21 protein-coding genes and 3 tRNA genes are annotated in these 22,945 nt (G+C 61.8%); 9 read left to right on the forward strand and 15 right to left on the reverse strand.

Annotated features, from left to right (window positions below; translation table 11 throughout):
* Positions 1-121 precede the first annotated feature (121 nt).
* The gene (locus tag ACOSV0_RS14660) at positions 122-1,999 is read left to right on the forward strand and encodes an ABC transporter ATP-binding protein (RefSeq protein WP_434106877.1); all 1,878 of its coding nucleotides are present in this window, start codon (positions 122-124) and stop codon (positions 1,997-1,999) included.
* 183 nt (positions 2,000-2,182) lie between these two features.
* Here ACOSV0_RS14660 and ACOSV0_RS14665 read toward each other — a convergent pair whose 3' ends face one another.
* From ACOSV0_RS14665 to ACOSV0_RS14680, 4 genes are all read right to left on the reverse strand, one after another.
* Positions 2,183-2,647, reverse strand: coding sequence for a DUF2214 family protein (locus ACOSV0_RS14665; protein ID WP_434106878.1), 465 nt, complete (start codon positions 2,645-2,647; stop codon positions 2,183-2,185).
* 154 nt (positions 2,648-2,801) lie between these two features.
* Positions 2,802-3,653 carry a hypothetical protein gene (locus ACOSV0_RS14670; RefSeq protein WP_434106879.1) on the reverse strand — a complete coding sequence of 284 codons (852 nt, stop codon included), beginning with the start codon at positions 3,651-3,653 and terminating at the stop codon, positions 2,802-2,804.
* A 279-nt stretch (positions 3,654-3,932) separates the two neighbouring features.
* Positions 3,933-4,997 carry a glycosyltransferase family 4 protein gene (locus ACOSV0_RS14675; RefSeq protein WP_434106881.1) on the reverse strand — a complete coding sequence of 355 codons (1,065 nt, stop codon included), beginning with the start codon at positions 4,995-4,997 and terminating at the stop codon, positions 3,933-3,935.
* Positions 4,998-5,460: 463 nt separating this feature from the next.
* Positions 5,461-5,697: a hypothetical protein gene (locus ACOSV0_RS14680; RefSeq protein WP_434106882.1), complete on the reverse strand. Its 237-nt coding sequence runs from the start codon at positions 5,695-5,697 to the stop codon at positions 5,461-5,463.
* Between ACOSV0_RS14680 and ACOSV0_RS14685 the strand changes: the two genes are divergently transcribed.
* Positions 5,689-7,524, forward strand: coding sequence for an ABC transporter ATP-binding protein (locus ACOSV0_RS14685; RefSeq protein ID WP_434106883.1), 1,836 nt, complete (start codon positions 5,689-5,691; stop codon positions 7,522-7,524). The two genes, ACOSV0_RS14680 and ACOSV0_RS14685, sit on opposite strands and share 9 nt — an antisense overlap.
* A gap of 140 nt (positions 7,525-7,664) precedes the next feature.
* On the opposite strand, the gene otsA is transcribed toward ACOSV0_RS14685, so the two are convergent.
* Both otsA and otsB read right to left on the reverse strand, forming a co-directional pair.
* Entirely contained in the window at positions 7,665-9,125 is a 1,461-nt protein-coding gene (gene otsA / locus ACOSV0_RS14690; protein ID WP_434106884.1) for an alpha,alpha-trehalose-phosphate synthase (UDP-forming), read from the reverse strand.
* 55 nt (positions 9,126-9,180) lie between these two features.
* The gene (gene otsB / locus ACOSV0_RS14695) at positions 9,181-9,930 is read right to left on the reverse strand and encodes a trehalose-phosphatase (RefSeq protein ID WP_434106885.1); all 750 of its coding nucleotides are present in this window, start codon (positions 9,928-9,930) and stop codon (positions 9,181-9,183) included.
* A 384-nt stretch (positions 9,931-10,314) separates the two neighbouring features.
* Between otsB and ACOSV0_RS14700 the strand changes: the two genes are divergently transcribed.
* Genes ACOSV0_RS14700 through ACOSV0_RS14710 form a run of 3 tightly spaced genes read left to right on the forward strand, consistent with a single transcriptional unit; the run spans position 10,315 to position 12,348 of the window.
* Positions 10,315-10,974, forward strand: coding sequence for an SCO family protein (locus ACOSV0_RS14700; RefSeq protein WP_434106886.1), 660 nt, complete (start codon positions 10,315-10,317; stop codon positions 10,972-10,974).
* A gap of 18 nt (positions 10,975-10,992) precedes the next feature.
* Positions 10,993-11,454, forward strand: a complete 462-nt coding sequence (locus tag ACOSV0_RS14705; protein ID WP_434106887.1) for a copper chaperone PCu(A)C — start codon at positions 10,993-10,995, stop codon at positions 11,452-11,454.
* A gap of 9 nt (positions 11,455-11,463) precedes the next feature.
* Positions 11,464-12,348: a cytochrome c oxidase assembly protein gene (locus ACOSV0_RS14710; RefSeq protein ID WP_434106888.1), complete on the forward strand. Its 885-nt coding sequence runs from the start codon at positions 11,464-11,466 to the stop codon at positions 12,346-12,348.
* An 89-nt stretch (positions 12,349-12,437) separates the two neighbouring features.
* Here the strand turns inward: ACOSV0_RS14710 and ACOSV0_RS14715 are convergent, their stop codons facing one another.
* The 4 genes from ACOSV0_RS14715 to ACOSV0_RS14730 form a co-directional block, all read right to left on the reverse strand.
* Positions 12,438-12,944 (reverse strand): GNAT family N-acetyltransferase, encoded by a 507-nt coding sequence (locus tag ACOSV0_RS14715; RefSeq protein WP_434106889.1) that lies wholly within the window; start codon positions 12,942-12,944, stop codon positions 12,438-12,440.
* Between the two features lie 74 nt (positions 12,945-13,018).
* Positions 13,019-13,777: a TraB/GumN family protein gene (locus ACOSV0_RS14720; protein ID WP_434106890.1), complete on the reverse strand. Its 759-nt coding sequence runs from the start codon at positions 13,775-13,777 to the stop codon at positions 13,019-13,021.
* Positions 13,778-13,825: 48 nt separating this feature from the next.
* Positions 13,826-14,140, reverse strand: a complete 315-nt coding sequence (locus ACOSV0_RS14725; RefSeq protein ID WP_434106892.1) for a hypothetical protein — start codon at positions 14,138-14,140, stop codon at positions 13,826-13,828.
* A 191-nt stretch (positions 14,141-14,331) separates the two neighbouring features.
* Entirely contained in the window at positions 14,332-15,066 is a 735-nt protein-coding gene (locus ACOSV0_RS14730) for a hypothetical protein (RefSeq protein WP_434106893.1), read from the reverse strand.
* Between the two features lie 396 nt (positions 15,067-15,462).
* Here ACOSV0_RS14730 and ACOSV0_RS14735 point away from each other — a divergent pair, with 396 nt between their 5' ends.
* Positions 15,463-16,338, forward strand: coding sequence for a hypothetical protein (locus tag ACOSV0_RS14735; protein ID WP_434106895.1), 876 nt, complete (start codon positions 15,463-15,465; stop codon positions 16,336-16,338).
* 207 nt (positions 16,339-16,545) lie between these two features.
* On the opposite strand, the gene ACOSV0_RS14740 is transcribed toward ACOSV0_RS14735, so the two are convergent.
* The 5 genes from ACOSV0_RS14740 to uvrC all read right to left on the reverse strand — a co-directional run bounded on the left by ACOSV0_RS14740 (position 16,546) and on the right by uvrC (position 20,103).
* A tRNA-Cys gene (locus ACOSV0_RS14740) sits at positions 16,546-16,619 on the reverse strand.
* Between the two features lie 104 nt (positions 16,620-16,723).
* A tRNA-Gly gene (locus ACOSV0_RS14745) sits at positions 16,724-16,799 on the reverse strand.
* A 62-nt stretch (positions 16,800-16,861) separates the two neighbouring features.
* Positions 16,862-16,937 (reverse strand) — tRNA-Gly (locus ACOSV0_RS14750).
* Positions 16,938-17,163: 226 nt separating this feature from the next.
* The gene (gene pgsA, locus ACOSV0_RS14755; protein WP_434106897.1) at positions 17,164-17,757 is read right to left on the reverse strand and encodes a CDP-diacylglycerol--glycerol-3-phosphate 3-phosphatidyltransferase; all 594 of its coding nucleotides are present in this window, start codon (positions 17,755-17,757) and stop codon (positions 17,164-17,166) included.
* A gap of 99 nt (positions 17,758-17,856) precedes the next feature.
* Positions 17,857-20,103: an excinuclease ABC subunit UvrC gene (gene uvrC / locus ACOSV0_RS14760; protein WP_434106899.1), complete on the reverse strand. Its 2,247-nt coding sequence runs from the start codon at positions 20,101-20,103 to the stop codon at positions 17,857-17,859.
* Between the two features lie 258 nt (positions 20,104-20,361).
* Here uvrC and earP point away from each other — a divergent pair, with 258 nt between their 5' ends.
* From earP to ACOSV0_RS14775, 3 genes are all read left to right on the forward strand, one after another.
* Positions 20,362-21,555 (forward strand): elongation factor P maturation arginine rhamnosyltransferase EarP, encoded by a 1,194-nt coding sequence (gene earP / locus ACOSV0_RS14765; RefSeq protein ID WP_434106900.1) that lies wholly within the window; start codon positions 20,362-20,364, stop codon positions 21,553-21,555.
* A gap of 346 nt (positions 21,556-21,901) precedes the next feature.
* Positions 21,902-22,459 (forward strand): elongation factor P, encoded by a 558-nt coding sequence (gene efp, locus ACOSV0_RS14770; RefSeq protein ID WP_074764902.1) that lies wholly within the window; start codon positions 21,902-21,904, stop codon positions 22,457-22,459.
* A gap of 277 nt (positions 22,460-22,736) precedes the next feature.
* Positions 22,737-22,943 carry a CsbD family protein gene (locus ACOSV0_RS14775; RefSeq protein ID WP_434106901.1) on the forward strand — a complete coding sequence of 69 codons (207 nt, stop codon included), beginning with the start codon at positions 22,737-22,739 and terminating at the stop codon, positions 22,941-22,943.
* Positions 22,944-22,945 lie beyond the last annotated feature (2 nt).

Here is a 22,945-nt window from a genome sequence, read left to right on the forward strand (position 1 = left end):
AGACAGTCCGTAGTTTCGTTGCCGGCATCGTTGTCGATATATTTCGGCTCGCTTGACTGTCTCTTCCTTTCGCTTTCTGACTGGAACCTCGGTGCGTTCGCGCGCCACCGGGTCGTGGCAAATGACTAGAAAAAAACTCGACTTTCGTGGACAAGCCTTCAGGGATGTCCTCGGGTTCACCTTCCGTCACTGGGCCAAGCAGCCTTGGCGCATCGTCGCCATTGCCGCGCTGGCACTGCTCTCGGCGTTGGCAGACATCTTCACGCCGATGTTCGCAGGACGGCTCGTCGACGCGATCGCATCCGGCTCGGCCGGCGACGCTGTCGCGTGGCACGCGGCGCTTAGCGCCTTCTGCGTGCTGGGCGCGCTTGGACTCGGCGCGACGCTGCTTCTCCAGGGCGTGTTCTTCAACCTCATCAGACTGACGCTCAAGATGATGAGCGACATCGCGGCGAATGCGTTTCATCGCGTGCAGCGCTTTTCGACGGACTGGCATGCCAACAGCTTCGCCGGATCCACGGTGCGCAAGATCACGCGCGGCATGTGGGCGCTCGATCTGCTCAACGACACGCTGCTGGTCGCGCTGTTGCCGTCGCTGACCATGCTGGTCGGCGCAACGGTGCTGCTCGGCTGGCACTGGCCGATGATGGGCGCGGTCGTCGGTATTGGCTCGGTGCTGTATATCGCGGTGACCGTGGCCATGTCGCTCGGCGTCGTGGCGCCCGCCGCACGCCTCGCTAACGCATGGGACACGCGCATGGGCGGCGCCCTCGCCGACGCCGTCAGTTGCAATGGCGTGGTGAAAGCGTTCGGCGCCGAAGAGCGCGAAGAAGTCCTGCTCGAGCGCGTGATCGGCAAGTGGCGCCATCGCACGCGCCGCACGTGGACGCGCGGCACGATCAACGGCGGCTTGCAGGGCGGCATGCTGGTGGCAATCCAGGCCTCCATTCTCAGCGTCGCGTTGCTGTTGTGGGTGCGCGGCGAAGCGAGCGTCGGCGACATCACGTTCGCGCTGACGATGTTCTTCATGCTGCAAGGCTATCTGCGCGATGTGGGCATGCACATCCGCAATCTGCAGCGTTCGGTCAACGACATGGAGGAACTGGTATCGCTGGAGAAGCAGCCGTTAGGTATCGAGGACCGCCCCGGCGCGGGCCCGATCGCGATCGGCAAAGGCGAGATTCGCTTCGAGCACGTGACCTTCCACTACGGTACGAAGGCTACGCCGCTCTACGACAACTTCTCCGTGCGCATCGCGCCGGGAGAACGCGTTGGGCTGGTCGGGCACTCGGGTTCCGGGAAGACGACCTTCATCAAGCTGATCCAGCGGCTGTACGACATTTCGGAAGGCCGGATCACGATCGACGGTCAGGACATTGCCCGGGTTCGGCAGGCTTCGTTGCGCAGTCAGATCGCGATCGTTCAGCAGGAGCCGGTGCTGTTTCACCGCTCGCTGGCGGAGAACATCGCCTATGCACGGCCCGGCGCGAGCCGCGCCGAGATCGAACGCGCCGCGCGGCTCGCCAGTGCGCACGACTTCATCGCGACGTTGCCGCAAGGTTACGACACGCTGGTGGGCGAACGCGGCGTCAAGCTCTCGGGTGGCGAGCGTCAGCGGGTCGCTATCGCGCGGGCGTTTCTCGCGGACGCACCGATCCTGATTCTGGACGAAGCGACCTCGAGCCTCGACAGCGAAAGCGAAGTGCTGATCCAGCATGCCATGGAGCGGCTGATGGTCGGCCGCACGACACTGGTGGTGGCGCATCGTCTTTCCACCGTGCGGTCGCTGGACAGACTGCTGGTGCTGGACAAGGGCAAGGTCATCGAGGAAGGGAGTCACGAGTCGTTGATCAGACTCGAGAACGGCCTGTACAGGCGGCTGTTCGAACGTCAGGCGCTGGAGTTGATCAAAGGTTTGAGCGATTCGGAGGTCATGCGCAAGACCGACGGCACGAAGGCGAATCGGCTCGACGATTCAAGCCTGGTAGTAGAGCAGTAAATTGCTGCAAGCGTGCGGAGCGTCATGCAGAAGCCACCGGTAAGAGGCAACTTCTGCGGGCGTTACGCACGCCCTCTTTCGCTCACCCGCGACGCGTTCTTCGCGTAACCCAATTGACGGTATTGCATGGGTTCGGCGCATCGCGATCCCATACGACGAACCGGCCTGCACTTCAGCACGTGGCTACACCACGCCCGCAGGCAACCCGATACCGCGCGCCATGCCGGTAGCCGCGAACACCATCAGCACCAGCAGAACAGTCTGGATCACGCTGAGATGCGCATATAAACGCGCTTTTCGCAAATCAGGCGGAGCGCCTTTTCTGATAGAGGCGCGCCAACGCATCAGCGCGAGCATTGACGGGACTTCGAGGATAAGTATCAGGATGAGCAGCGTCATCTTGACGTGAAAGAGCGGCTCATGCAGATAGTAGTCGGCGCCCTTTTCGAAACCGCCGAAGGCGCGCATCAGACCGGTGACGATCAGCACCAACGCGGAAAGACCCCATCTCGTATCGGCTCGGAATACGGATCGCAACGCTGCGGGCACGCTGGCTCGCCGCAGCGACCAGGTACGCCGGAGAATCGACGCGAGGGCGAAGCCATAAGCGAGCAGATGAAGGGCGGCAAGCAACCAGCGAACCAGCATAGCGACTCCTGCAAACGACGCAATACGATCGATGTATGTCCCACGAGCCCACTGGAAACGCGGGGCGGCACTTGTTCTTATTATTACCGACTACTGCTCACTTCGACGCCGGCATCAGCCGCGGCGGTATCCAGCTGAATGCAACGCGGCAGATTCAGACTTGCTGCAACGATGTGTCGAGCGCACGTGCGGCAACCCGATCGCCCTCGGTAGTCAGTGCGGTGCGGAACACGGTTTGCCGATTGTGGCCTGCCGCAGCCGGCGAATCCCACAGCAATTCGATTTTCGGACGCCGACCGAAACCACTGCGAGCCAACGCCGGAGCACTGGCCGAGCCCAGCGGCGCAGATCCGCCCGCTTCGCCGGCAACACCGAAGGCCACCGCGGGGGCAGGCGTCGGCCGCGCGTTCCCGTCTTGACCCGTCGCCCATCGCACGGACAACTCGCGGGCGTCGTACTGACCCACCTTGCGACGCTCGGCCCAGACGACCACCGTGCGCGTGGCCGGATCGAGCGCGACCGCATAGCGGCCGATCGCAAAGCGTCGCGCGGCGATATTGGTTCGCCACAGTGCACGCGGCCGGCAAATCCACATGACCGCCGCGTACAACGCCGGCGCCGCCAGCAGCCAGCCGTTGGTGGCCGCCACCGCCTGCGCGGCACGGCGCCAACCGGCGCTCGCGGCAAACGCGCCGACCGACCAGACCGCAAACAGGAATCCGAGGAAAGCAAACAGACGCAGCGCCTGCCGCAGCCATTGCGGCAGCGGATGCAACGGACGCTCGGCCACGGCGCGCGCACCCGGCAGGAAGATCAGCAGGAACAGGAACACGAGGTTGATGCACGCCCACGGCGAGGACACCATCGCCGACAGCGACGCGCCCAGGTCCATCTGCGCCATCGAAAAAAGCCAGCGAGCGAGGAGCACGAGACCGATGGCCCGCAGCGCGAAAATCGTTCCGGCGCCGGGCGCCGCGTTCGCACGCGTCTCTTTCGTTCTCGCCAAGGCATCCTCCTGTCGTCGGCGGCGCCGCAGCCAAATTTGCGGCACGGCCATTATAGGGATATTACGGAGACTGGCTCATTCTTGCCGGTCCCAAAACCGTACTTTCTGCCGCTCGCGCACCAAAACGCGGCGCTCATGCAACAACGCCCCGTGGGCAAGATGCACGCGGGGCGTTGCTGGGGCGCAGCCGGACCCTCTGAGCGCTGGGGGCGCCGCGCCTTGCTGGAGGAGTCAAAAACGCTCCAGCAAGGTGGCCTGGCTGTGTTTACTTACCGCACATTAGCCGGCGTTGACTTCGCGCAGCACCGTGCGATGCTTCTGGCGCAGCAGCTCTTCGTAGGTGGCGACGTAGTTTTTCGCCATCACCTTCGACGAGAAGCGCGCTTCGAACGCCGCACGCACCTTGGCGCGCGGCAGCGTGTGCAGACGCTTCACAGCGGCAACCGCGCTGATTTCGTCTTCGACGACAAAACCCGACACGCCGTTTTCGATCACTTCCGGCACCGAACCGCGATTGAACGCGACGACCGGCGTACCGCACGCCATGGCTTCGATCATCACCAGGCCGAACGGCTCCGGCCAGTCGATCGGGAACACCAGCGCATGCGCGTTGCCGAGAAACTCACGCTTTTCGGCTTCGCCGATTTCACCGATGTATTCGACGTGCGGGAGCGCCATCAGCGGCTTGATCACTTCTTCGTAATAGGCACGGTCGGCCTTGTCGATCTTGGCGGCGACCTTGAGCTTCATGCCTGCCTGGCCGGCGATGCGGATCGCGCGGTCGAGACCCTTCTCCGGCGAGACGCGGCCGAGGAACGCGAGATAGCCCGGCTCGACGTCCTTGATCGGCGTGAGCACGTCTTCCGGCAGACCGTGATAAACGGTTTGCAGCCAGTTCGCCTGTTGCAGCGGGATGCGCTGGTTGTCCGAAATCGACACCACCGGCACGTCGCTGAACGTATTGAAGATCGGTTGCAGTTCCGGCAGATCGAGACGGCCGTGCAACGTGGTCAGGAACGGCACCGGCTGGCGCGCGAACAGCGAGAACGGGTAGTAATCGATGTGGAAATGCAGCACGTCGAATTCGTCCGCGCGGCGGCGCACTTCTTCGAGCAGCAGCATGTGCGGCGCCATCACGTCGCGAATGGTCGGATCGAGGCGCAGCGCCTGCGGCCAGAAAGCTTCGAGCTTTGCCGAGGTTTGCGAATCGCCGCTTGCGAAAAGCGTGACGTCATGGCCCTGCTCAACCAGCGCTTCGGTCAGGTAGGACACCACGCGTTCCGTCCCGCCGTAAAGCTTGGGAGGAACCGCCTCGTGCAAGGGAGCGATTTGAGCGATTCGCATAATGAAGAACTCCTCGTAAAAAATCAGGCAAAAAAACTGCGTTTGGTAAAAGCGACTCGCTTGCTCGCCAGGGCAGTCTGGCCGGATATGCCGGCGCGGGCCTGATTCTTTCGAGAAATCCTGCGATGGATCGCTTGGGTAGTGAGCCCAGTTCAGCTGTTCGCTGTCTGCGCATGTGCCGGTAAACGCACACACGGCACCTACGTTGACAAACTGTCAGAAATTTCGGTGGGCCAACAGAGCATGCATTATCGATGCCGGGCCTCTCGCTGCACCACAACATTTCAAAGTCTTTACGTTGTTACAAAGGGGAAACACTTTACAAACCCTTGTTTTATAAGACAGTTCTACAGTAGCAACTGACTTGCAACGCTGACCCGAAGGCGGCGGCTGTAAGCTCTTGCGTCAACTTTGCCGGCAGACGTTGAAAAATTGCCGCACCGCGCTTGAATGCAATTTGTAATTATATCCTGAAATATTCCGCAGCCTGCATGAACCACCGCGCCATCGGCGGGTCGAGCAACAGTAGGTCGCGGTCGTCTATCGCGAAATCAGTCGCGTCATTGCCCGGATACACAGGGCGCAATCGCTTTTGCATGTTTACAATGCGAAGCATCGGCTTCGCGGCGAACGCTTTTGCTCTGGCCCATGCCTTGCGTGCACAACCTGAATACACCAACCTCACGATCAATTGGAACACTTAACCATCGCCCAGCGTAACGCCGAGAACGCAAAGCTTGCGAGCTATGCGCACAGGCCGCTTGCGTTTCTTTTCCGCTTTATCCGCCGCCATCCGCTCGCGCATGCGATCGTCCTGTGCAGCGTGTTCGCGGCCGTGGGCTGTGCGCTCGCTTCGCAATACGCGATCAAGCATCTGATCGACGTGCTCGGCGAAGGCCGGCATCACCCCGGTCCGCTGTGGGGCGCGTTCGCCATCCTGGTCGGCCTGATCGCCGCCGACAACCTGCTGTGGCGGGTCGGCGGCTGGGTTGCCGCGCATACGTTCGTCGCCGTCACCGGCGACTTGCGGCGCGACCTGTTCCAGTATCTGAGCGGCCATTCGCCGACTTACTACTCGGAGAAACAGCCGGGCATGCTGGCGAGCCGCATCACGGCAACCTCGAACGCGGTCTACACAGCGGAAAACACCACCGCCTGGAACGTGCTGCCGCCGTGTATCGCGGTGCTCGGCGCCATTGTCATGATCATCGCCGTGAATCCGCTGATGGCGGGCGGCCTGATGCTGTGCTCGGCCATTCTGTCGGTCGTCCTTTACAAGCTCGCCGGGCGTGGCTCGGCGCGGCATCACCATTTCGCCACGAAAGCCGCCTCGGTGGACGGCGAGCTGGTCGACGTGATCAGCAACATGGGCCTCGTGCGCGCCTTCGGCATGACTTTTCGCGAGCAGCAGCGTTTCGGCGCGACCGTCAAAGCGGAAATGGAAGCGCGTCAGCAAAGCCTGCTGTATCTGGAAAAGCTGCGCCTGCTGCACGCGGTGATTACCGCGCTGCTGTCGGCGGGCTTGCTGGGCTGGGCGCTGTGGCTGTGGGATCAAGGCAAGGCGACCTCCGGCGATATCGTGCTGGTCAGCTCGCTCGGCTTCACGATTCTGCACGGCACGCGCGATCTGGCCGTGGCGCTGGTCGACGTCACGCAGCACGTCGCGCGGCTCGCGGAGGCCGTTCGCACCCTGCTCGAGCCGCACGGCATGCCGGACCGCGACGGCGCCACCGAGCTTGTTCCGCAAGGCGGCCGGGTCGATTTTGAAGCGGTGACGTTTGCCTACCCGCGCCGCCGGCCGATTCTCGACCACTTCGACCTGCATATCCAGCCGGGCCAGCGGGTCGGCCTGATCGGCAAGTCGGGCGCGGGCAAATCCACAGTGCTGGCGCTGCTGCAGCGTTTCTACGAGACGCAGGGCGGCGCGATCAAGATCGACGGCCAGGACATCGCCACGATCACCCAGGACAGCCTGCGCCATAGCATTGCGCTGGTGCCCCAGGATATCTCGCTGTTCCATCGCACGGTGTACGAGAACATCGCTTACGGCCGCCCTGAGGCGACTCGTGAAGAAGTGCTCACCGCCGCGCGTGAAGCCCGCTGCGCCGACTTCATCGAAGCCATGCCGGAAGGCTACGACACCATCGTCGGCGATCGCGGGGTGAAGCTCTCCGGCGGACAGCGCCAGCGCATCGCGATTGCGCGCGCGATCCTGAAGGACGCGCCGATCCTGCTGCTCGACGAAGCCACCTCGGCGCTCGACAGCGCCTCGGAAGAAGCGATCCAGAAGGCGCTCGACCGGCTGATGGTGGGCCGCACGGTGATCGCGATCGCGCACCGGTTGTCGACGCTGAACAACTTCGACCGGATCATCGTGATGAGCGCCGGCAAGGTCATCGACGACGGCACGCCGGAAGAATTGCGCCAGCGGCCGGGCCTGTATCGCGATTTGCTCTCGAAGCAATACGGCAAGGGCACCACGCTGCATGTCGGCGGTAAGAAAGTCGACGAACAGCACGTCATCTAGGCAACGCGCCGCCCTCTGCTACTTCAGCAACACACTCAGTAATAAAAAGAAAAGCCGCTTTTGAGCGGCTTTTCTTTTTTCCTGTGCAGTCGCGTGTCGTCGTAATCGGCCTAAACCCGGGCCTGAGCCTGAATAACCGCCTACCCGGCCAGGGTTTCGCGCGCGGCTTTCTTGCTCGACCCGGCACGCACCTTCACCGTTCGGGGGCTCCTGGCCTCAGCGGCGCTCTGCAGATCGCGCATGAAGTTATCGCGCCACACCGACACATTGTTCTCGCGCAACTGCACCATCATGTCGCGATAACGCGCCTGACGCTCCGCCAGCGGCATCTCCAGCGCATTGGCCAGCGCCTCGGCCATGCCGTCGATGTCGACCGGATTCACGATCAACGCGCCGTCCAGTTCCTGCGCGGCGCCGGCAAAGCGTGACAACACGAGCACGCCGGGGTTGTCCGGATCCTGCGCCGACACATACTCCTTGGCGACGAGGTTCATGCCGTCGCGCAACGGCGTGACGTAGCCGACATGCGCCGTACGAAACAGCGCGGCGAGCACCGAGCGCTCGTACTGCTTGTGGATATAGAGAATCGGCGTCCAGTCCAGCTCGGCGAAGCGGCCGTTGATACGCCCCGACTCTCCTTCGAGCTGCAAACGGATGTCCTGATAGGCGTGCATGTCGGCACGCGTCGGCGGCGCGATTTGCAGGAACGACACCTTGTTGCGTTGCGCGGTGAAATGTTCCAGCAAGCGCTCGAACGCACGAAAACGCTCGACCAGCCCCTTCGAATAATCGAGGCGGTCCACGCTCATGATCAGCTTGCGCGAATGCAGCGCCGTCTTCATGGTGCGCACCGGCTTGCCGCGCTCGCCCGCTTTCGCCAGCTCGGCGATTTCGTCCGGATAGACGCCGATCGGATAAGCCGCCGCGCGCAAGGTGCGGCCGAAAGCATGGACGGTCAACGGGCCGCTGACCGACGCGTCGACCGTGCCGTTCGCCTCGTTGACGACGTAGTCGCAGAACGCCCGCAAATCCGGCGCGGTCTGAAAACCGAGCAGATCGAACGAGCACAGTGCCTCAACCAGTTCGCGATGAGGCGGCACGGCCAGCAACACCTGCGAAGCCGGAAACGGAATATGCAGAAAGAAGCCAATGCGATTTTTCACGCCGGCCGCCCGTAGCGCCTGAGCGAACGGAATCAGGTGATAGTCGTGGACCCAGATCACGTCGTCTTCGCGCAATAGCGGCACGAGTTGCTGCGCGAGCCACGCATTGACGCGGCAATAGCCTTCGAAGTCGTGCCGGTCGTACTGCAGCAGATCGGCGCGATAGTGGAACGCGGGCCACAGCGTGGCGTTCGAGAAACCGCGGTAATACTGGTCGTAGTCGCGGCGCATCAGCGCGATGGTCGCGAAGGTCACCGGCCCGCGCTCTTCGACCTTGATCTGCGGTTGGCCCGAGCTGAGCACGTCGCCGCTCCAGCCGAACCACATGCCGCCGGTTTCCTTCAGCGCGTCGTACACGCCGACCGCGAGGCCGCCCGCCGCCGGGCCGCCTTCCGAAATAGGTGCGACCCGGTTCGATACGATGATCAGTCGGCTCATGAAGCGCGGTTCCCGATGCAGTAAGTCATGTACGTTGAACGATACGGCTCGGCCATCACGCTCCGCGCGCCGCCGCGACAATCGATTCCAGCCAGTCGAGCAGCGCCGTTACCGAGTCGACGCGCGTATGCGCCATCGTATCGCCCGCGCCCACCTTGATCGACAGGCCGCCACGCTCGTTGACGACGGCAAAGCCTTTCTCGTCGGTCAGATCGTCGCCCGCAAACACCGGCTTGCGGCCGACGAACGGCGGCTCGTCCAGGAACGCGCGCATCGCGCGGCCCTTGTCGACATCCTTCGGCTTGATTTCGTAGACCATCTTGCCCGGCTGCAACACATACGAGCCGGGATAATCGGCCACCAGCCGCTCGGTCGCTTCGCGCGCCACCGGCTCGCGGTCGGGCGCGTTGCGGTAATGCAGCGCCAGCGCCGCGCCCTTGATTTCGAGCAGCATGCCGGGATGTTCGTTGACAACCTGCGCGAGCACCTGCTCCATGCGCAGCAGGCGCTCGTCGTGAAAACCGATACGCTGCGTGTCGCCATTCGCATCGCGCCGCTCGGCTCCATGCAGACCGGCGATCGGCAGATCGGGCATGCCGAGAAAACCGTCGATGCTGTCGATGCCGCGGCCCGACACGATCGCGACCGCACCGTTCGTGAGTATGCGCAACTCGCTCAGCAACTCGCTCACGCGCGGATGCACCAGCACGCCGTCCGGCGTGGGCGCGAGTTCGACGAGCGTACCGTCGAAGTCGAAGAAAAATGCCGTCTCACCTGGAGACAGAACAGCCGGAAGTGCTTGCATCGGTTAATTTCGCCTTTCAGCCTTCTGCGGCCGGAAAAGTGTGCGCATCTTACCGCGCATCCGTCAATTTTTCGAGAAAGTAAGCCAGGACACAAGCCTGGCCGGGCGGCCCGGCCGATGCCACTCGCGATTGCGTTCAAAAAGAGAACAATCCGGCTTCAGCCAGCTTTCAGTCGCCTGCGTCAAATTGACTCGCAAACCGTGCGCCCGCGGGCGCTGCACGACGTCATCGAACATTTTGCGATACAGTCGCAGCCACGCAGACCATTGCAGCGGCGTCCCTATTTGAACACTATGACGGGCTGCGCGCTTTGCACGAACCACGCCTCGTCCATTCAGCGCAGCCACACGCGCCGCTATTCAATCGAGTCATTGAACCCTGCTTTGTTCCCCATCCTCTCGTCCCGCCACCCGCCGCCGAACCTCGTAACGCCACGCCGCGCGTGGCCCGGACGCCTGTTCGCGCTGACCGTCGTGGCGGGCGCGCTCGGGGCCCTAACCGGCTGCACGCATCGCGCCGAGCCGTTTCAACTGACCGACGTGACCGGCCACTTGCCGGATCTCGAATTCACACTGACCGGCGACGACGGCCGCGCCGTAAGCGGCGATTCGTTTAAAGGCCGCACCTCGCTCGTCTACTTTGGCTACACGCATTGTCCGGACGTCTGCCCTGAAACGATGGGCCGCCTGATGCAGGTAATCGGCAAACTCGGCCCGGATGCGCAAAAAGTGCGCATTCTGTTCATCACGGTCGACCCCGCACGCGACACGCCCAAAGCCTTGCACGACTACGTCGGCGCCTTCGACTCGCAACACGCCGAAGGCCTGACCGGCACCGACTGGCAGATCGAGTCGCTCGCCAAACGTTATCGGGTTGCCTATCAGATGGAAAAGCGCGACCCCAACGGCAACTACGAAGTCACCCATAGCTCGGCCGTCTACGTGTTCGACCAGCAAGGCCATGCGCGCCTGCTCGCCACCGACCACGACACCCCCGATGCGATCGCACAAGACCTGCGCCGTATCGTTGACGACCGTTCCTGACCTTTCCTGAGTTCATCCATGTCGATCAAGATCAAAACTCTCGCTGCACTGAGCTGCACCCTCGCCCTCTCGCTCGGTTTTGCCTCGGCCGCGAACGCCGCCGGCGCTCAGGCGATTAGCGTCAAGGACGCGTGGGTACGCTGGTTGCCGAACAACCTGCCCGCCGCCGGCTACGTGACGCTGGTGAACGCGAGCGACAAACCGGTCGACCTCGTGGATATTTCCAGCAACGATTACGGCGACGCCATGCTGCATCAAACCGTGTCGAACGGCTCCACGCAAAAGATGGTGATGGTCGACAAACTGACGGTGCCGGCGCACGGCCAGGTGGCGATTGCGCCAGGCGGCTATCACGTGATGCTCGAAGACGCGAAGCACAAGATCGCGCCGGGCGATACCGTGCATCTCACGTTGAAGTTCTCCGACGGGGAAACGCTCGATACGCCGTTCGCCGTCAAGTCGCCCGCCCAGACCAAGTAACGTCCTGCGATGAACCTGCTCTACTGGCTCGACCCCTGGGAGTTTTCGCCGACCGTCGTGATCGCCTTGCTCGTGCCGGCGATCCTTTTCGTGCGCGGCGCGCACAAGGCGAAGGTGTCGATTCTCCGGCGCATTTCCTTCTGGTTCGGGCTGGTCGCGTTGTATGTCGCGCTGCATACGCGGCTCGATTATTTCTTCGAGCATGAGTTTTTCATGCATCGCTTGCAGCATCTGGTGCTGCATCACCTCGGGCCGTTCTTTATCGCGCTTTCCTATCCGGGTGCCGCGTTGCGCGCGGGCATTCCCTTTAGCTGGCGGCAGCGCTTCGTGCGGCCTGCGCTGGAAACCCCGGTGATACGCAAGCTGCTCGACGTGGTGATGCATCCGGTGGTTGCCGTCACGCTGTTCGTCGGACTGATCTACTTCTGGTTGATGTCGCCGATCCATTTCGTGGCGATGCTTGACTGGCGGCTTTATCGCGTGATGAACTGGAGCATGGTGATCGACGGCCTGCTCTTCTGGTGGCTCGTGCTCGATCCGCGGCCCGCGCCGCCGGCGCGTTTGTCGCCCGGCAAGCGCGTGCTGGTGGTGATCGCCGCGATTCCGCCGCAGATCATGCTCGGCGCGTTTATCTTCTTTACGCCGCATGAGCTGTATCCGATCTACTCGATCTGTGGCCGCGCCTTCACATGGCTGAGCCCGATGCGCGATCAGCAGATCGGCGGCTTGCTGCTGTGGATTCCGGGCTCGATGATGAGCGTGATCGGCGCGCTAGTGGCGTTGCGTCACTGGATGCGGCTGTCGGCACGCGGACGTCTGCGCAACGAGCGGCGCGCAAAAACGACGCCAGGCTTGGCGCATACCGCGTCAGCGCCTGCGAGCGGCCACCGCTGAAAATTTCGAATCGATTGAAGATCGAAGATTGAAGTTGCGGCGTTTGAAGCCGGTCGGCGCGCACGCGCCGAGCCCGGTTGCCACGTGGCTTAAGCCGAACGCATCCACACGTGCGGGATGCCGTCCTCTTCGTGAATCTCCGACACCGGCGTAAAGCCGAACGCGCCGTAGAAGCCTTGCAGATGCGCCTGCGCATGCAAACGAATCGGCGTGCCGGGCCACTGCGTGCGGATATGCGTAAGCGAGCGCTCGAGCATCGCGTTGCCGAGGCCGATGCCGCGGAATTCCGCCGTTGTCAGTACGCGGCCGATGCGGATATCGGTGTCGTCAGCGTCGGGTAGCAGCACGCGCAGATAACCTGCGAGCGGCGCACGCTTGTTGCTGGAGACGTCGCCGGAACCAAAGGCGAACAGGTGCCAGGCATCTGAATCCAGTCCGTCGATATCGCCATACACACAGTTCTGCTCGACGACGAACACCGCGCTGCGCGCGGCCAGCATCGCATAGACTTCGGCGGTCGTGAGGTCGTCGAACGCTTTCCAGCGCCATTCGAGTTGCGCCAGTCGCGTGGTTGCGGTTTGCTGCGATTCAGTCATGGAAAGTCTTCACAAGAGGCGCGCCTTAATGGGCGGCGGCAATGCGGAATTATGCCGCGCGTGGCGGCCTTAGGCTATGCCGGGCCAAATACCGGCTCGACCGGCTGTGCGAGACATTCGATCAGGTTGCCGGGCCCGCACAAATGCAGCGCGCCCACCACTACCAGCGTCCGTTCCGGTCGCCCGAGCAATTCCGTCACGCGCGCTGCCCACGCACGATTGCGGGCGTCGAGAACGGCGTGGCGGATGCCGGGCAGGTTGAACATCGGCGACTCGACGGCGATCTGGTGCACGGCCGGCAGATCGCCATTCAGCCAGGCAGCGTGCATCCGCTCCAGCGTACGCTGCGGCTCGTCGAGATCGGACATCAGCATGGCGAGCGCGGTGCTAACCGCGTCGAGCGGAATCGATTCGAGCAACGCCGCCACGTCCTGCGCGGTCTCGAGATACTGGTACGGTTTGGCTTGCGTCAACGCCGAACGCAGCATGCGCGGCTCGACACCTTCGACGACCTGCTGAAACAGCGTCGGCGCGACGATCAGCGCGGCCCACGGACGCAGATCGACGAGTGGCGCCAACGGGCCCTCCGCGGGCCACACCGCCTGCAGCCGGTTCCAGACATCGGCGGAAAGCAAGGTTTGCAACGGGTTGGCGCCGCCCAGCGGGTGGGTCTTCAGAAACGGCAGGATTGTCGGCGGATCAGATTCGAAGACCAGCGATTCGGCCCAGTCGTACGCGTCGGCGATCCACGGCGGCGTTCTACGGCTCGTCGCGGGAAACAGATGCATCGAGCCAAGCAGACGAACGTTGGTGCCGGTGAGTTGTAGGTACATGCAGCCTCGTGTGGACAGGCAATTGCGCAAAGAGGCAATCGGGCAAATTCAATCGACGGCGCGCAGCGCGGCAGACCGTCTCGTGGCGCCACGCCAGGCGGTCCGCACCGTGAACGCGACAAACAGCAGAAAGACGATCTGCGAAAGATACAGGTCGAGGCGGATCGGATGATGCAGCGCGAACCACGAATTGTGCCCTACGTCTGTCGCGATGACGGCGACGCAGAGAATCAGTCCTACGCCGGGCGCAACGAGCAGCAACAGCGCGGTCAACGGATCGATGAAGAGCAGTGACGTCCAGTAGATTCGCGTCAGCGGCGCCGCACCGCCGTAGTCCCACGAGAGCCCGTGAACGAGAGCCACTTGCAGATGTGTCCAGGTGGCGCCACAAAGGCATAGCGCGTAAATCAGGCGCAAGTAGAAGGAGCGGCGTTCCAGGTTCGGGATGCGCATGCCTGATCAGTTTCGCAATAAACAAGGATTAGAAAAAAGCCCCGGTGTTCGGGGCTTTTTTTCGCGCAGCAAAGCTGACAGTTTAATCGAGCGCAGTCCAATTACTCCGTGCTTCTTTTGAACGACTCCAGCTCGCCCGTATAACGCTCGTTTCGCACACCATTACTGCCGTAATATTCCTCCACTGACTTCACCCAGCGGCCAATCTCAGGCACATACCAGAACGCTTTATAAGTGCGACCGGTCAACTGGACGGGGCCTATTTTCTGTACGTGAGTGCTCATGGCAGTATCGCCCTGCTGCGTCTGCACAGCTTGAGTGACGGTCTGGGTCGGCTCGATCTGCGCAACCCATTGGCCTTCCGCCTCGACTTTAATTGCCTGGAATTTTCCCGCCGGGACCTCGACGGCTTCAATGCCCACCACCCGATACTGGCTGCTCCACTTCTGCGAAGCGAAGGCCTTGTTCGGATGCAGTTCCGTATAGTCCAGATTCCAGGTTTTCCCCGGCGATAGCGGGAAAAGGAACGGCCGATTGACGACCACTTCCGTGCCATTTACGTTCCGTTCGCGGCTCCAGTCGGCGCCCACAACCACCTCGTTCGGCGCCTGGGTCGATCCCGACTGCTTCGATGTGTAGTAAATGTGGGAAGGCGTTACGCGCAAGACCGTCACTTCGTCGTGCGACTGACGCCACGTTGAAGGCGCTTTCTCAAAGGTATTGACGTAGGTCCACGAATCTCCGCCTTTAATAGCGGGCGGCGGTGCCGATTGCGCGATCGCCAGCAGTGGCAACCCAACAGTAAACAGCACAGCAGCAGTTATGATTTTTTTCATTGGTCGAATGTTGTATTAACAGCGGGTTTGCCCTGCCCCGTGCTTTCGCACCCTGGAAAAATCGAAAACCATGTATCGTATATCTAACGATGTTTCCGAATATGCGAAGCAACGTGAGATACTTTACATGATCGGCATCGAACTGCCAGCGATCAATGCTTCATTCGGGGCTTTTAAAAAATCATTAGAATAAAATTGAAAGATAAAAAATCAAAAATGAAAGTATATAAAAGACGATTAGTAAATAAACAAACCATTCTGGCCACGGGCGCGGCGCTTCTTTTATCCGCATGCGGGGAAGGCTCGTCGGGTAGTTCGGGATCGACAGCAAACAGTTCGAGTCTGAGCGACGCGCAAAAGAGCTACGAAAGTTTCGCACTCGCGTCAAACGGCGGCATGCATTATCTGAGCGGCAGCCTGTCGATTAACGCATCGTCGACCGGCGCGCTGTCGGTCAGCCCGAACAGCGTCTTCTATACCGACGACTCGAGCATCGCGCAAAGCGCCGCGGCCGGGACACAGCCGCTGACTGTAACGTACACGTCTGTGTCGTCCACGCTGAAGGTTCCGGCATTCACGGTATCGCGCTTGCTCGTCAATGGCGCGGTCTATAGCACCGCGTTTCCGCCGCAAGTTCGGATCAGCTACTCGGGAGCGAATGTCCAGGAAGACTATCTGGCCTCGGACGGTAAAACAGTGGTCCGCACGTTACTTGGCACCAGTTACAGCGTCGTGCCGTTATCGGGTCTGATTTCTGCCTCACCCGCCGAGCTCTTTGCAAATAATGCCATTGGCCTTCTCACGAACACGCTCAACGGGCAATCGCTGTACAACCTGCAGGCCAGTTGGCAAACGGGCGCAGCCTACGTCAAGGTCGTGCGGCACACAGTCGGCGACGAAGCATTCACATACGACTGCGCCGCACCCGCCACAACGGGGACCAATCCGACACCTTGCTCCGCCACGATTTCGACGCTTGAAAATTTCTTTCCATACGCAAGCACGACAGACGGCAAGACCTATCAGCTCAGCGATGGCCAGATCGTAACGTTGGCCGGCATGCGTGCATGGGTGGCCAACGCGGCACTCGGCGGGGTGACGACCGATTACCGGGTCTACTACCAGAACAACGGCGGAATCTACGCAGGCTATGTGATCAAGGACGGTACGACGTTGCAGCTAGCGCCGCTTGGCGGCGGAACGCCGCAAGACAACTACTACTTTCTGAACAGCGCGGCACTTCAATCGATCAAGTCAGCGATTGCTTTTTGAGTCGAGGGCGGTGGCGGTGGCGATGGCGGGAGCGGGAGCGGGTAGGCGCGATCGTCTGCCCGCCGCGTCAGATGCCTGGATGACTCCGAAGGCCTACGCGCTGGAATGCGTCACGTCGGGCTGAAACCCGCCCAGTCGATATCAGCGATCATGCCGCCGAAAAAAGAAAAGCCCCGACAAGTCGGGGCTTTTCTTTACATCAACTACTGGAGGCGCGAGCCGGAGTCGAACCGGCCTAAACGGCTTTGCAGGCCGCTGCATAACCGCTTTGCTATCGCGCCGCAAGCGGACTGGAACCTAGCTGCAGATTCTCAGATTTGTCTGGTGGGCTACCGTAAGGACCGGCCCACCAAACAAAAAGGGAAGCGTTGCTTCCCCTTATGTATGGAGCGGGAGACGAGGCTCGAACTCGCGACCTCAACCTTGGCAAGGTTGCGCTCTACCAACTGAGCTACTCCCGCATTGCCCTACTTCACAACGCCTTGCACTTTTACTTCGCCAAACAACGCGTTGCTTCAAAATTTGGAGCGGGAGACGAGGCTCGAACTCGCGACCTCAACCTTGGCAAGGTTGCGCTCTACCAACTGAGCTACTCCCGCATTGTGCTGCTTTTGCCCTGCTAACTGCTGCCTTGTTACTGCAACTACACTCTTACTGCCACCGGCGCTTCAAACTGCGTGCATCGGAGAAACGAGATTATGGAGAAACGACTGAAACGTGTCAACCCCTTTTGCGAATGTCTTTAACTGAAAAGATTTCACTCATGCGTCGCAGACGTTCAGACACGCTTCGATCGCCCGGCGTTGCGCTTCAATCGTTTTCCAATCAGGCAACGCCGCCCCGCTCGCGGATCTGTGGCCACGCGAGTTTCATGTAATAGAGCATCGACCAGATCGTGAGGAACGCAGCCAGATAGATCAGCCACAGGCCCCAGACACGCGTATCGACATAAACGCCGCCGCCGAACGGCAACGGCCCGTAGAACAGCAGCATCGGAATCGCGACCATCTGGCACACGGTCTTGAACTTGCCGAGCGAATTCACCGCGACGCTCTTCGATGCGCCGATCTGCGCCATCCATTCGCGCAGCGCCGAGATTGCAATCTCGCGGCCGACGATCACCAGCGCAATCGCCGAATCGATTCGCGCGAGCTGCACGAGCACCAGCAACGCTGCGGTCACCATCAGCTTGTCGGCGACCGGATCGAGAAACGCGCCGAACGCCGAGGTCTGATCCCATTTTCGGGCCAGAAAGCCGTCGAACCAGTCGGTGAGCGCGGCCAGAATGAAAATCGTCGCGGCCGCCAGATTGCGGTGCGCCGGGCTCATCATCATGTCGGGCAAATAAAACACGCCGACGACGAGCGGAATCAGGACGATCCGCAGCCAGGTCAGGAAAATCGGGAAATTAAACGGCATGGGCAGGCGCAGCGTCTGGCAAGGGAGATGCAATTGTGCCGTGTCACAGGGCCTGCCACAAGCAAAGCGGCGCGCGGGGGTCTGACACGGGTACCGCGATCAATGCAACTGCCGGTAGATCTGCTCGGCAAGTGCCTGCGAAATCCCTTCGACACTTGCCAGATCCTCGACGCTTGCCGCGACCACCCCACGCAGCCCGCCGAAGCGCGCCAATAACCGCTGACGCCGCTTCGCGCCCACCCCTTCGAGTTCTTCGAGCCGCGAGGTCTGACGCGTCTTGCCGCGCTTCGCGCGCATGCCGGTGATGGCGAAACGGTGCGCCTCATCGCGGATCTGCGCGACCAGCATCAGCGCCGCGCTTTCCTTGCCGAGTTCGAGCGCCGCGCGGCCGTCGGCGAAAATCAAGGTTTCGAGGCCGACCTTGCGTCCCTCGCCCTTCGCGACGCCGACCAGCATGCCGGTATCGAGACCCAGTTCGGTGAACACCTGGCGCGCGATTTCAACCTGGCCCTTGCCGCCGTCGATCAACACGATGGTCGGCAGAATGCCGCCGGCCGCCGCCGGTTCCGCGGAATCCGGCGCGAGCGAGGAGTCCGCGACCGCGTCGGTTTGCAATTCCGCGGCTTCGTCCGCGGCGTTCGCAGCCGCTTGCGCGACCATCTTCTCGTAGCGCCGCGTGAGCACCTGGCGCATGGCCGCGTAGTCGTCGCCCGGGGTGATGCCGGTGATGTTGTACCGACGATATTCGGACGACTGCATCTTGTGATGGTGATACACGACGCACGACGCCTGCGTCGCCTCGCCCATCGTATGACTGATGTCGAAGCACTCGATACGCAGATGCGCGAGGTCGTCGCACTCCATGCCGAGCGTGTCGGTGAGCGCGCGTGTGCGGGCCTGCTGCGAGCCCTGTTCCGAGAGCAGACGCGCGAGTGCGAGCCGCGCGTTCTGCTCGGCCATCGCGAGCCATGCGCGCCGTTGACCTTGCGGCTGGCGCAGCACGGTCACCTTGTGGCCGGCCTGCTCGATCAGCACATCGACCAGCTCGCGTGTGGACGGCGCGTGGCTGACCACGAGCACCGGCGGGACGCGATTGCCGATGTAGTGCTGCGCGATAAACGCTTCCAGTACTTCGGATTCAATGCCGCCGACGGTTGCACGGCCTTTGCGTGGCGCCAAAGGCTCGACGTCGGACTCGGACTCGGACTCGGACTCGGACTCGGACTCGGACTCGGACTCGGACTCGGACTCGGCAACATCATCCGCTTCGGCCTCGACGGCAGCGTCTGCCTCGTCATCTTCCTCTTCGAACGGCATCTCCTCAGCGATGGCGAGCGCATCAGCCGCATCGGACGATGCGTTGGTTGCAGCCTCGTCAGATATCAGGCCCGCACCTGTCGCTGCATCGGCCAGCAGCTCATCGTCTCCACCGTCTTCGAGCCCACCCTCGCCGACCGTCAACGCGCTTTCCACATGCGTCGGGAAATAAGCCTTGTCGCCCAGATGCCGGCCACCGCGCACCATCGCGAGATTCACGCACACACGCCCGCCGAGTGCGACGACCGCGAGAATATCCACATCGCTATCGCCGCCGACTTCGATCGCCTGCTGATGCAGCACCGTCGACAGCGAACTCATCTGATTGCGCACCGCCGCAGCCTGCTCGAACTTCAACTCGCTCGCAAACGCGTGCATTTTCTGCTCGAGCTCCTTCATCACCTCGCCCTGCCGGCCGAGCAGAAAGCGCGACGCGTTCGCGACATCGCGCGCGTAATCCTCCTCGCTAATCGCCGCGACACACGGCGCCGTGCAGCGGCCGATCTGATGCAGCAGACACGGCCGCGTGCGGTTGTTGAACACGGAGTCTTCGCAGGTGCGCAACTGGAACACGCGCTGCAGGATCTGGATGCTCTCGCGCACCGCCCACGCACTCGGGAACGGGCCGAAGTACTGATTCTTGCGATCCACCGAGCCGCGGTAATACGCCATGCGCGGAAACTTGTGGCCGGTCAGCTTGAGATAGGGATACGACTTGTCGTCGCGAAACAGAATGTTGTAACGCGGCGCCAGTGCCTTGATCAGATTGTTTTCGAGCAGCAGCGCTTCAGCCTCGGAACGCGTGACGGTCGTCTCGACGCGCGCAATGCGCGTCACCATCATCGCGATGCGCGGCGAGAGTTGCGTCTTCGTGAAGTAGCTCGAGACACGCTTCTTGAGATCGCGCGCCTTGCCCACGTAAAGCACCGTGCCCTGCGTATCGTAATAGCGATAGACGCCGGGCAGATGCGGCAATTGGGCGAGCACTTTTTTCGGCTCGAAAACGTCGGTTGCTTCGGGTTCGGTCATGCAGAATCGGTTGGCTGGAACAGTGTCGCGAAGCCTCTGCCTGCGTGCCGCGCGCTGAATGGCCACTTAAGCGCGAAACCGCGGATGAGTGCTTTAGAATCGCCAGTTTAGAGCATTCCGCGTGGGTTCGAACCCTGCTGCATCGAATGGCGTGATGCATCGATGCAAGCTGGCGGCAGAACCTGATGGCCTCGCCCGCCGGCAAGGCTCTGCAGAATCCAGTCACGCCACCCGTCCTACTCTGCGACTCACGCCACCATGTCCTCCGCTACGCCTCCTGCCGAACAAGCTGCCGCCGCGCCAACGGCCATCGCCTGCGATATCTTTTGCGCGGTAATCGACAATTTCGGCGACATCGGCGTGTGCTGGCGTCTCGCGCGGCAACTGGCGAGCGAGCACGGCTGGCAGGTGCGTGTGTTCGTCGACGATCTGCATGCGTTCCAGAAGCTGTGCCCGTCGCTGGCGCTGGATCGCGCGCGTCAGACGGTTGGCGGCATCGTCATCGAGCACTGGCACGAGCCGGCCCACGCGGGCGACACACTCGAAGTGGCCGACGTCGTGATCGAGGCATTCGCCTGCGAGTTGCCGCCGGTCTACGTCGCGGCGATGGCGCGGCGCGAGCGCACGCCGGTCTGGCTCAACCTCGAATATCTGAGCGCCGAAGACTGGGTCGCGGATTTCCATCTGCGACCGTCGCCGCATCCCCGCTATCCGCTCACCAAGACCTTCTTTTTCCCCGGACTCGGCCCCGGCACGGGCGGTGTGCTGAAGGAACGGAATCTCGACGCCGCGCGCGCGGCTTTCGAGGCGTCGCAAGCCGCGCGTGAAGCGTGGTGGCAGGAAGCCACTGGCCACGCTCCGCCGCCCGCCACGGCCACGGTCATCTCGCTGTTCGCCTACGAAAACCCCGCCGTCGAAAGCCTGCTCGAACAATGGCGCGACAGCGCCGAGCCGGTCGTTCTGCTGGTGCCGGAAGGCCGTATTTCGGGCGCGGTGGCGCGCTTTTTCGGCCTGCCTTCGTTCGCCGCCGGTTCGCACGCCGAGCTCGGCGGCCTCCGCGTTCACGCGCTCGCCTTTACGGAGCAACCCGGCTACGACGCGCTGCTGTGGGCCAGCGACATCAATTTCGTGCGCGGCGAAGATTCGTTCGTGCGCGCCCAATGGGCCGCCAAACCCTTCGTCTGGCACATCTACCCCCAAGCCGACGACGCCCATCTGCCCAAGCTCGACGCCGCGCTCGCTCACTACGGCCGCACCCTGCCCGCCGACGCGCGAGACGCCCTCGCGCGCTTCTGGCACGCATGGAACGGTGCGGGCCGGCCGGACTGGGCGGAATTCCAGCGCCACCGCGCAGCGCTGAAGCAACGCGCGGCCGAATGGGCCGGCGAACTGGCCAAGGTGGGCGACCTCGCCGGAAATCTGGCCTTGTTCGCAAAAAGTCAGTTAAAATAAGCGGTTATCCAACGGCCGACGACGCAAGCGCGGCCCGATCGCAGCGAGTTGCCCCTGGGAAGTTCATCCGACAAATGTCAAAAAAGGGGCGCACCTTGTCGATCGGTGCCACTCGTGTACACGCCCGCACCGGGTAAAAAGCAGGTAACGGATTGCAGGAGTTGCAGGTTTGCAACTTCGCCGCGAATCACCGCGGCCAGCCGGCCACGCGCCACGCACTGCTCCCGGCACAGGTGCCGCCTCCAAGGCGCGCCGTGCCGCACGTAATGCGAGGCGTAGCGAAGCCGCTTGCGCCGTATGCCGTTGAGCAAAAGTTGAAGCTACTTATTTCGTACAGGATAGTTTTATGAAGACCGCACAGGAACTCCGCACCGGCAACGTAGTAATGATCGGCGCAGACGCGATGGTCGTGCAAAAGGCCGAATACAACAAATCGGGCCGCAACTCCGCCGTCGTCAAGATGAAGTTCAAGAACCTGCTGACCGGCGCAGGCATGGAAAGCGTGTACAAGGCAGACGACAAGTTCGACGTCGTCGTGCTGGAACGCAAGGAAGTCACGTACTCGTACTTCGCTGACCCGATGTACGTGTTCATGGACGCCGACTACAACCAGTTCGAAGTCGAAGGCGAAATGATGGGCGACGCCCTTCATTACCTCGAAGACGGCATGGCTTGCGAAGTCGTGTTCTACAACGAGAAAGCCATCTCGGTCGAACTGCCGACCACGCTGGTCCGTGAAATCATCTACACGGAACCGGCAGTCAAGGGCGATACGTCGTCGGGCAAGGTGCTGAAGAACGCCAAGCTGACCACCGGTTTCGAACTGCAAGTGCCGCTCTTTTGCAACATCGGCGACAAGATCGAAATCGACACGCGTACCCACGAGTACCGCAGCCGCGCCTAAGCGCCTGCAGCCTGCGCGGGAGCAAATCCAGCGCAGTGAAAAAAATGGCAAAAAAAAAGCGCCCACTTTGGGCGCTTTTTCTTTTTTGCGACGCCGTGTATGGTTGAGGAAAACTTTACCGGTAGTTTTCTCAAAAATGCCTGTCAGCGACCCGTCTCTCCCCGCCTTGCATCGAACAAACCATTGATAAGCTTAAGTAATTAACTTTGGCACAGTCCATGCTTCTCATGGATAAGGGCCGGTAAGGCTTTTATTTCCTCAACTCCGGAGATGCGGCATGAATAACGACATCGCTGAAGGCAAGTGGAAACAAATAATCGGTAAGGCCAGGACGGCGCCGGGTGGATTGACGGACGACCAGCGGGCTAAAGCAGAAGGCCGCGTCAGCAAACTGACTGGGCTGATCCAGGAACGATACGGTAAGACCCGCGAGCAAGCGGAACTCGAGGTAAGACATTTCTTCGACGGCAACCGGGATTTCTGACC

The organism is Paraburkholderia caffeinilytica, assembly GCF_051027425.1.
Taxonomy (GTDB): Bacteria; Pseudomonadota; Gammaproteobacteria; order Burkholderiales; family Burkholderiaceae; genus Paraburkholderia; species Paraburkholderia caffeinilytica_A.

Excerpts from the sequence above, each read along its gene's own strand:
- ACOSV0_RS14705 (WP_434106887.1), top strand. The coding sequence starts at position 10,993 with ATGTCGATCAAGATCAAAACTCTCGCTGCACTGAGCTGCACCCTCGCC.
- otsA (WP_434106884.1), bottom strand. The coding sequence starts at position 9,125 with ATGAGCCGACTGATCATCGTATCGAACCGGGTCGCACCTATTTCGGAA.
- ACOSV0_RS14730 (WP_434106893.1), bottom strand. The coding sequence starts at position 15,066 with ATGAAAAAAATCATAACTGCTGCTGTGCTGTTTACTGTTGGGTTGCCA.
- ACOSV0_RS14665 (WP_434106878.1), bottom strand. The coding sequence starts at position 2,647 with ATGCTGGTTCGCTGGTTGCTTGCCGCCCTTCATCTGCTCGCTTATGGC.
- otsB (WP_434106885.1), bottom strand. The coding sequence starts at position 9,930 with ATGCAAGCACTTCCGGCTGTTCTGTCTCCAGGTGAGACGGCATTTTTC.
- pgsA (WP_434106897.1), bottom strand. The coding sequence starts at position 17,757 with ATGCCGTTTAATTTCCCGATTTTCCTGACCTGGCTGCGGATCGTCCTG.
- ACOSV0_RS14735 (WP_434106895.1), top strand. The coding sequence starts at position 15,463 with ATGCATTATCTGAGCGGCAGCCTGTCGATTAACGCATCGTCGACCGGC.
- ACOSV0_RS14720 (WP_434106890.1), bottom strand. The coding sequence starts at position 13,777 with ATGTACCTACAACTCACCGGCACCAACGTTCGTCTGCTTGGCTCGATG.
- ACOSV0_RS14710 (WP_434106888.1), top strand. The coding sequence starts at position 11,464 with ATGAACCTGCTCTACTGGCTCGACCCCTGGGAGTTTTCGCCGACCGTC.
- uvrC (WP_434106899.1), bottom strand. The coding sequence starts at position 20,103 with ATGACCGAACCCGAAGCAACCGACGTTTTCGAGCCGAAAAAAGTGCTC.
- efp (WP_074764902.1), top strand. The coding sequence starts at position 21,902 with ATGAAGACCGCACAGGAACTCCGCACCGGCAACGTAGTAATGATCGGC.
- ACOSV0_RS14715 (WP_434106889.1), bottom strand. The coding sequence starts at position 12,944 with ATGACTGAATCGCAGCAAACCGCAACCACGCGACTGGCGCAACTCGAA.
- ACOSV0_RS14660 (WP_434106877.1), top strand. The coding sequence starts at position 122 with ATGACTAGAAAAAAACTCGACTTTCGTGGACAAGCCTTCAGGGATGTC.
- ACOSV0_RS14775 (WP_434106901.1), top strand. The coding sequence starts at position 22,737 with ATGAATAACGACATCGCTGAAGGCAAGTGGAAACAAATAATCGGTAAG.
- earP (WP_434106900.1), top strand. The coding sequence starts at position 20,362 with ATGTCCTCCGCTACGCCTCCTGCCGAACAAGCTGCCGCCGCGCCAACG.
- ACOSV0_RS14675 (WP_434106881.1), bottom strand. The coding sequence starts at position 4,997 with ATGCGAATCGCTCAAATCGCTCCCTTGCACGAGGCGGTTCCTCCCAAG.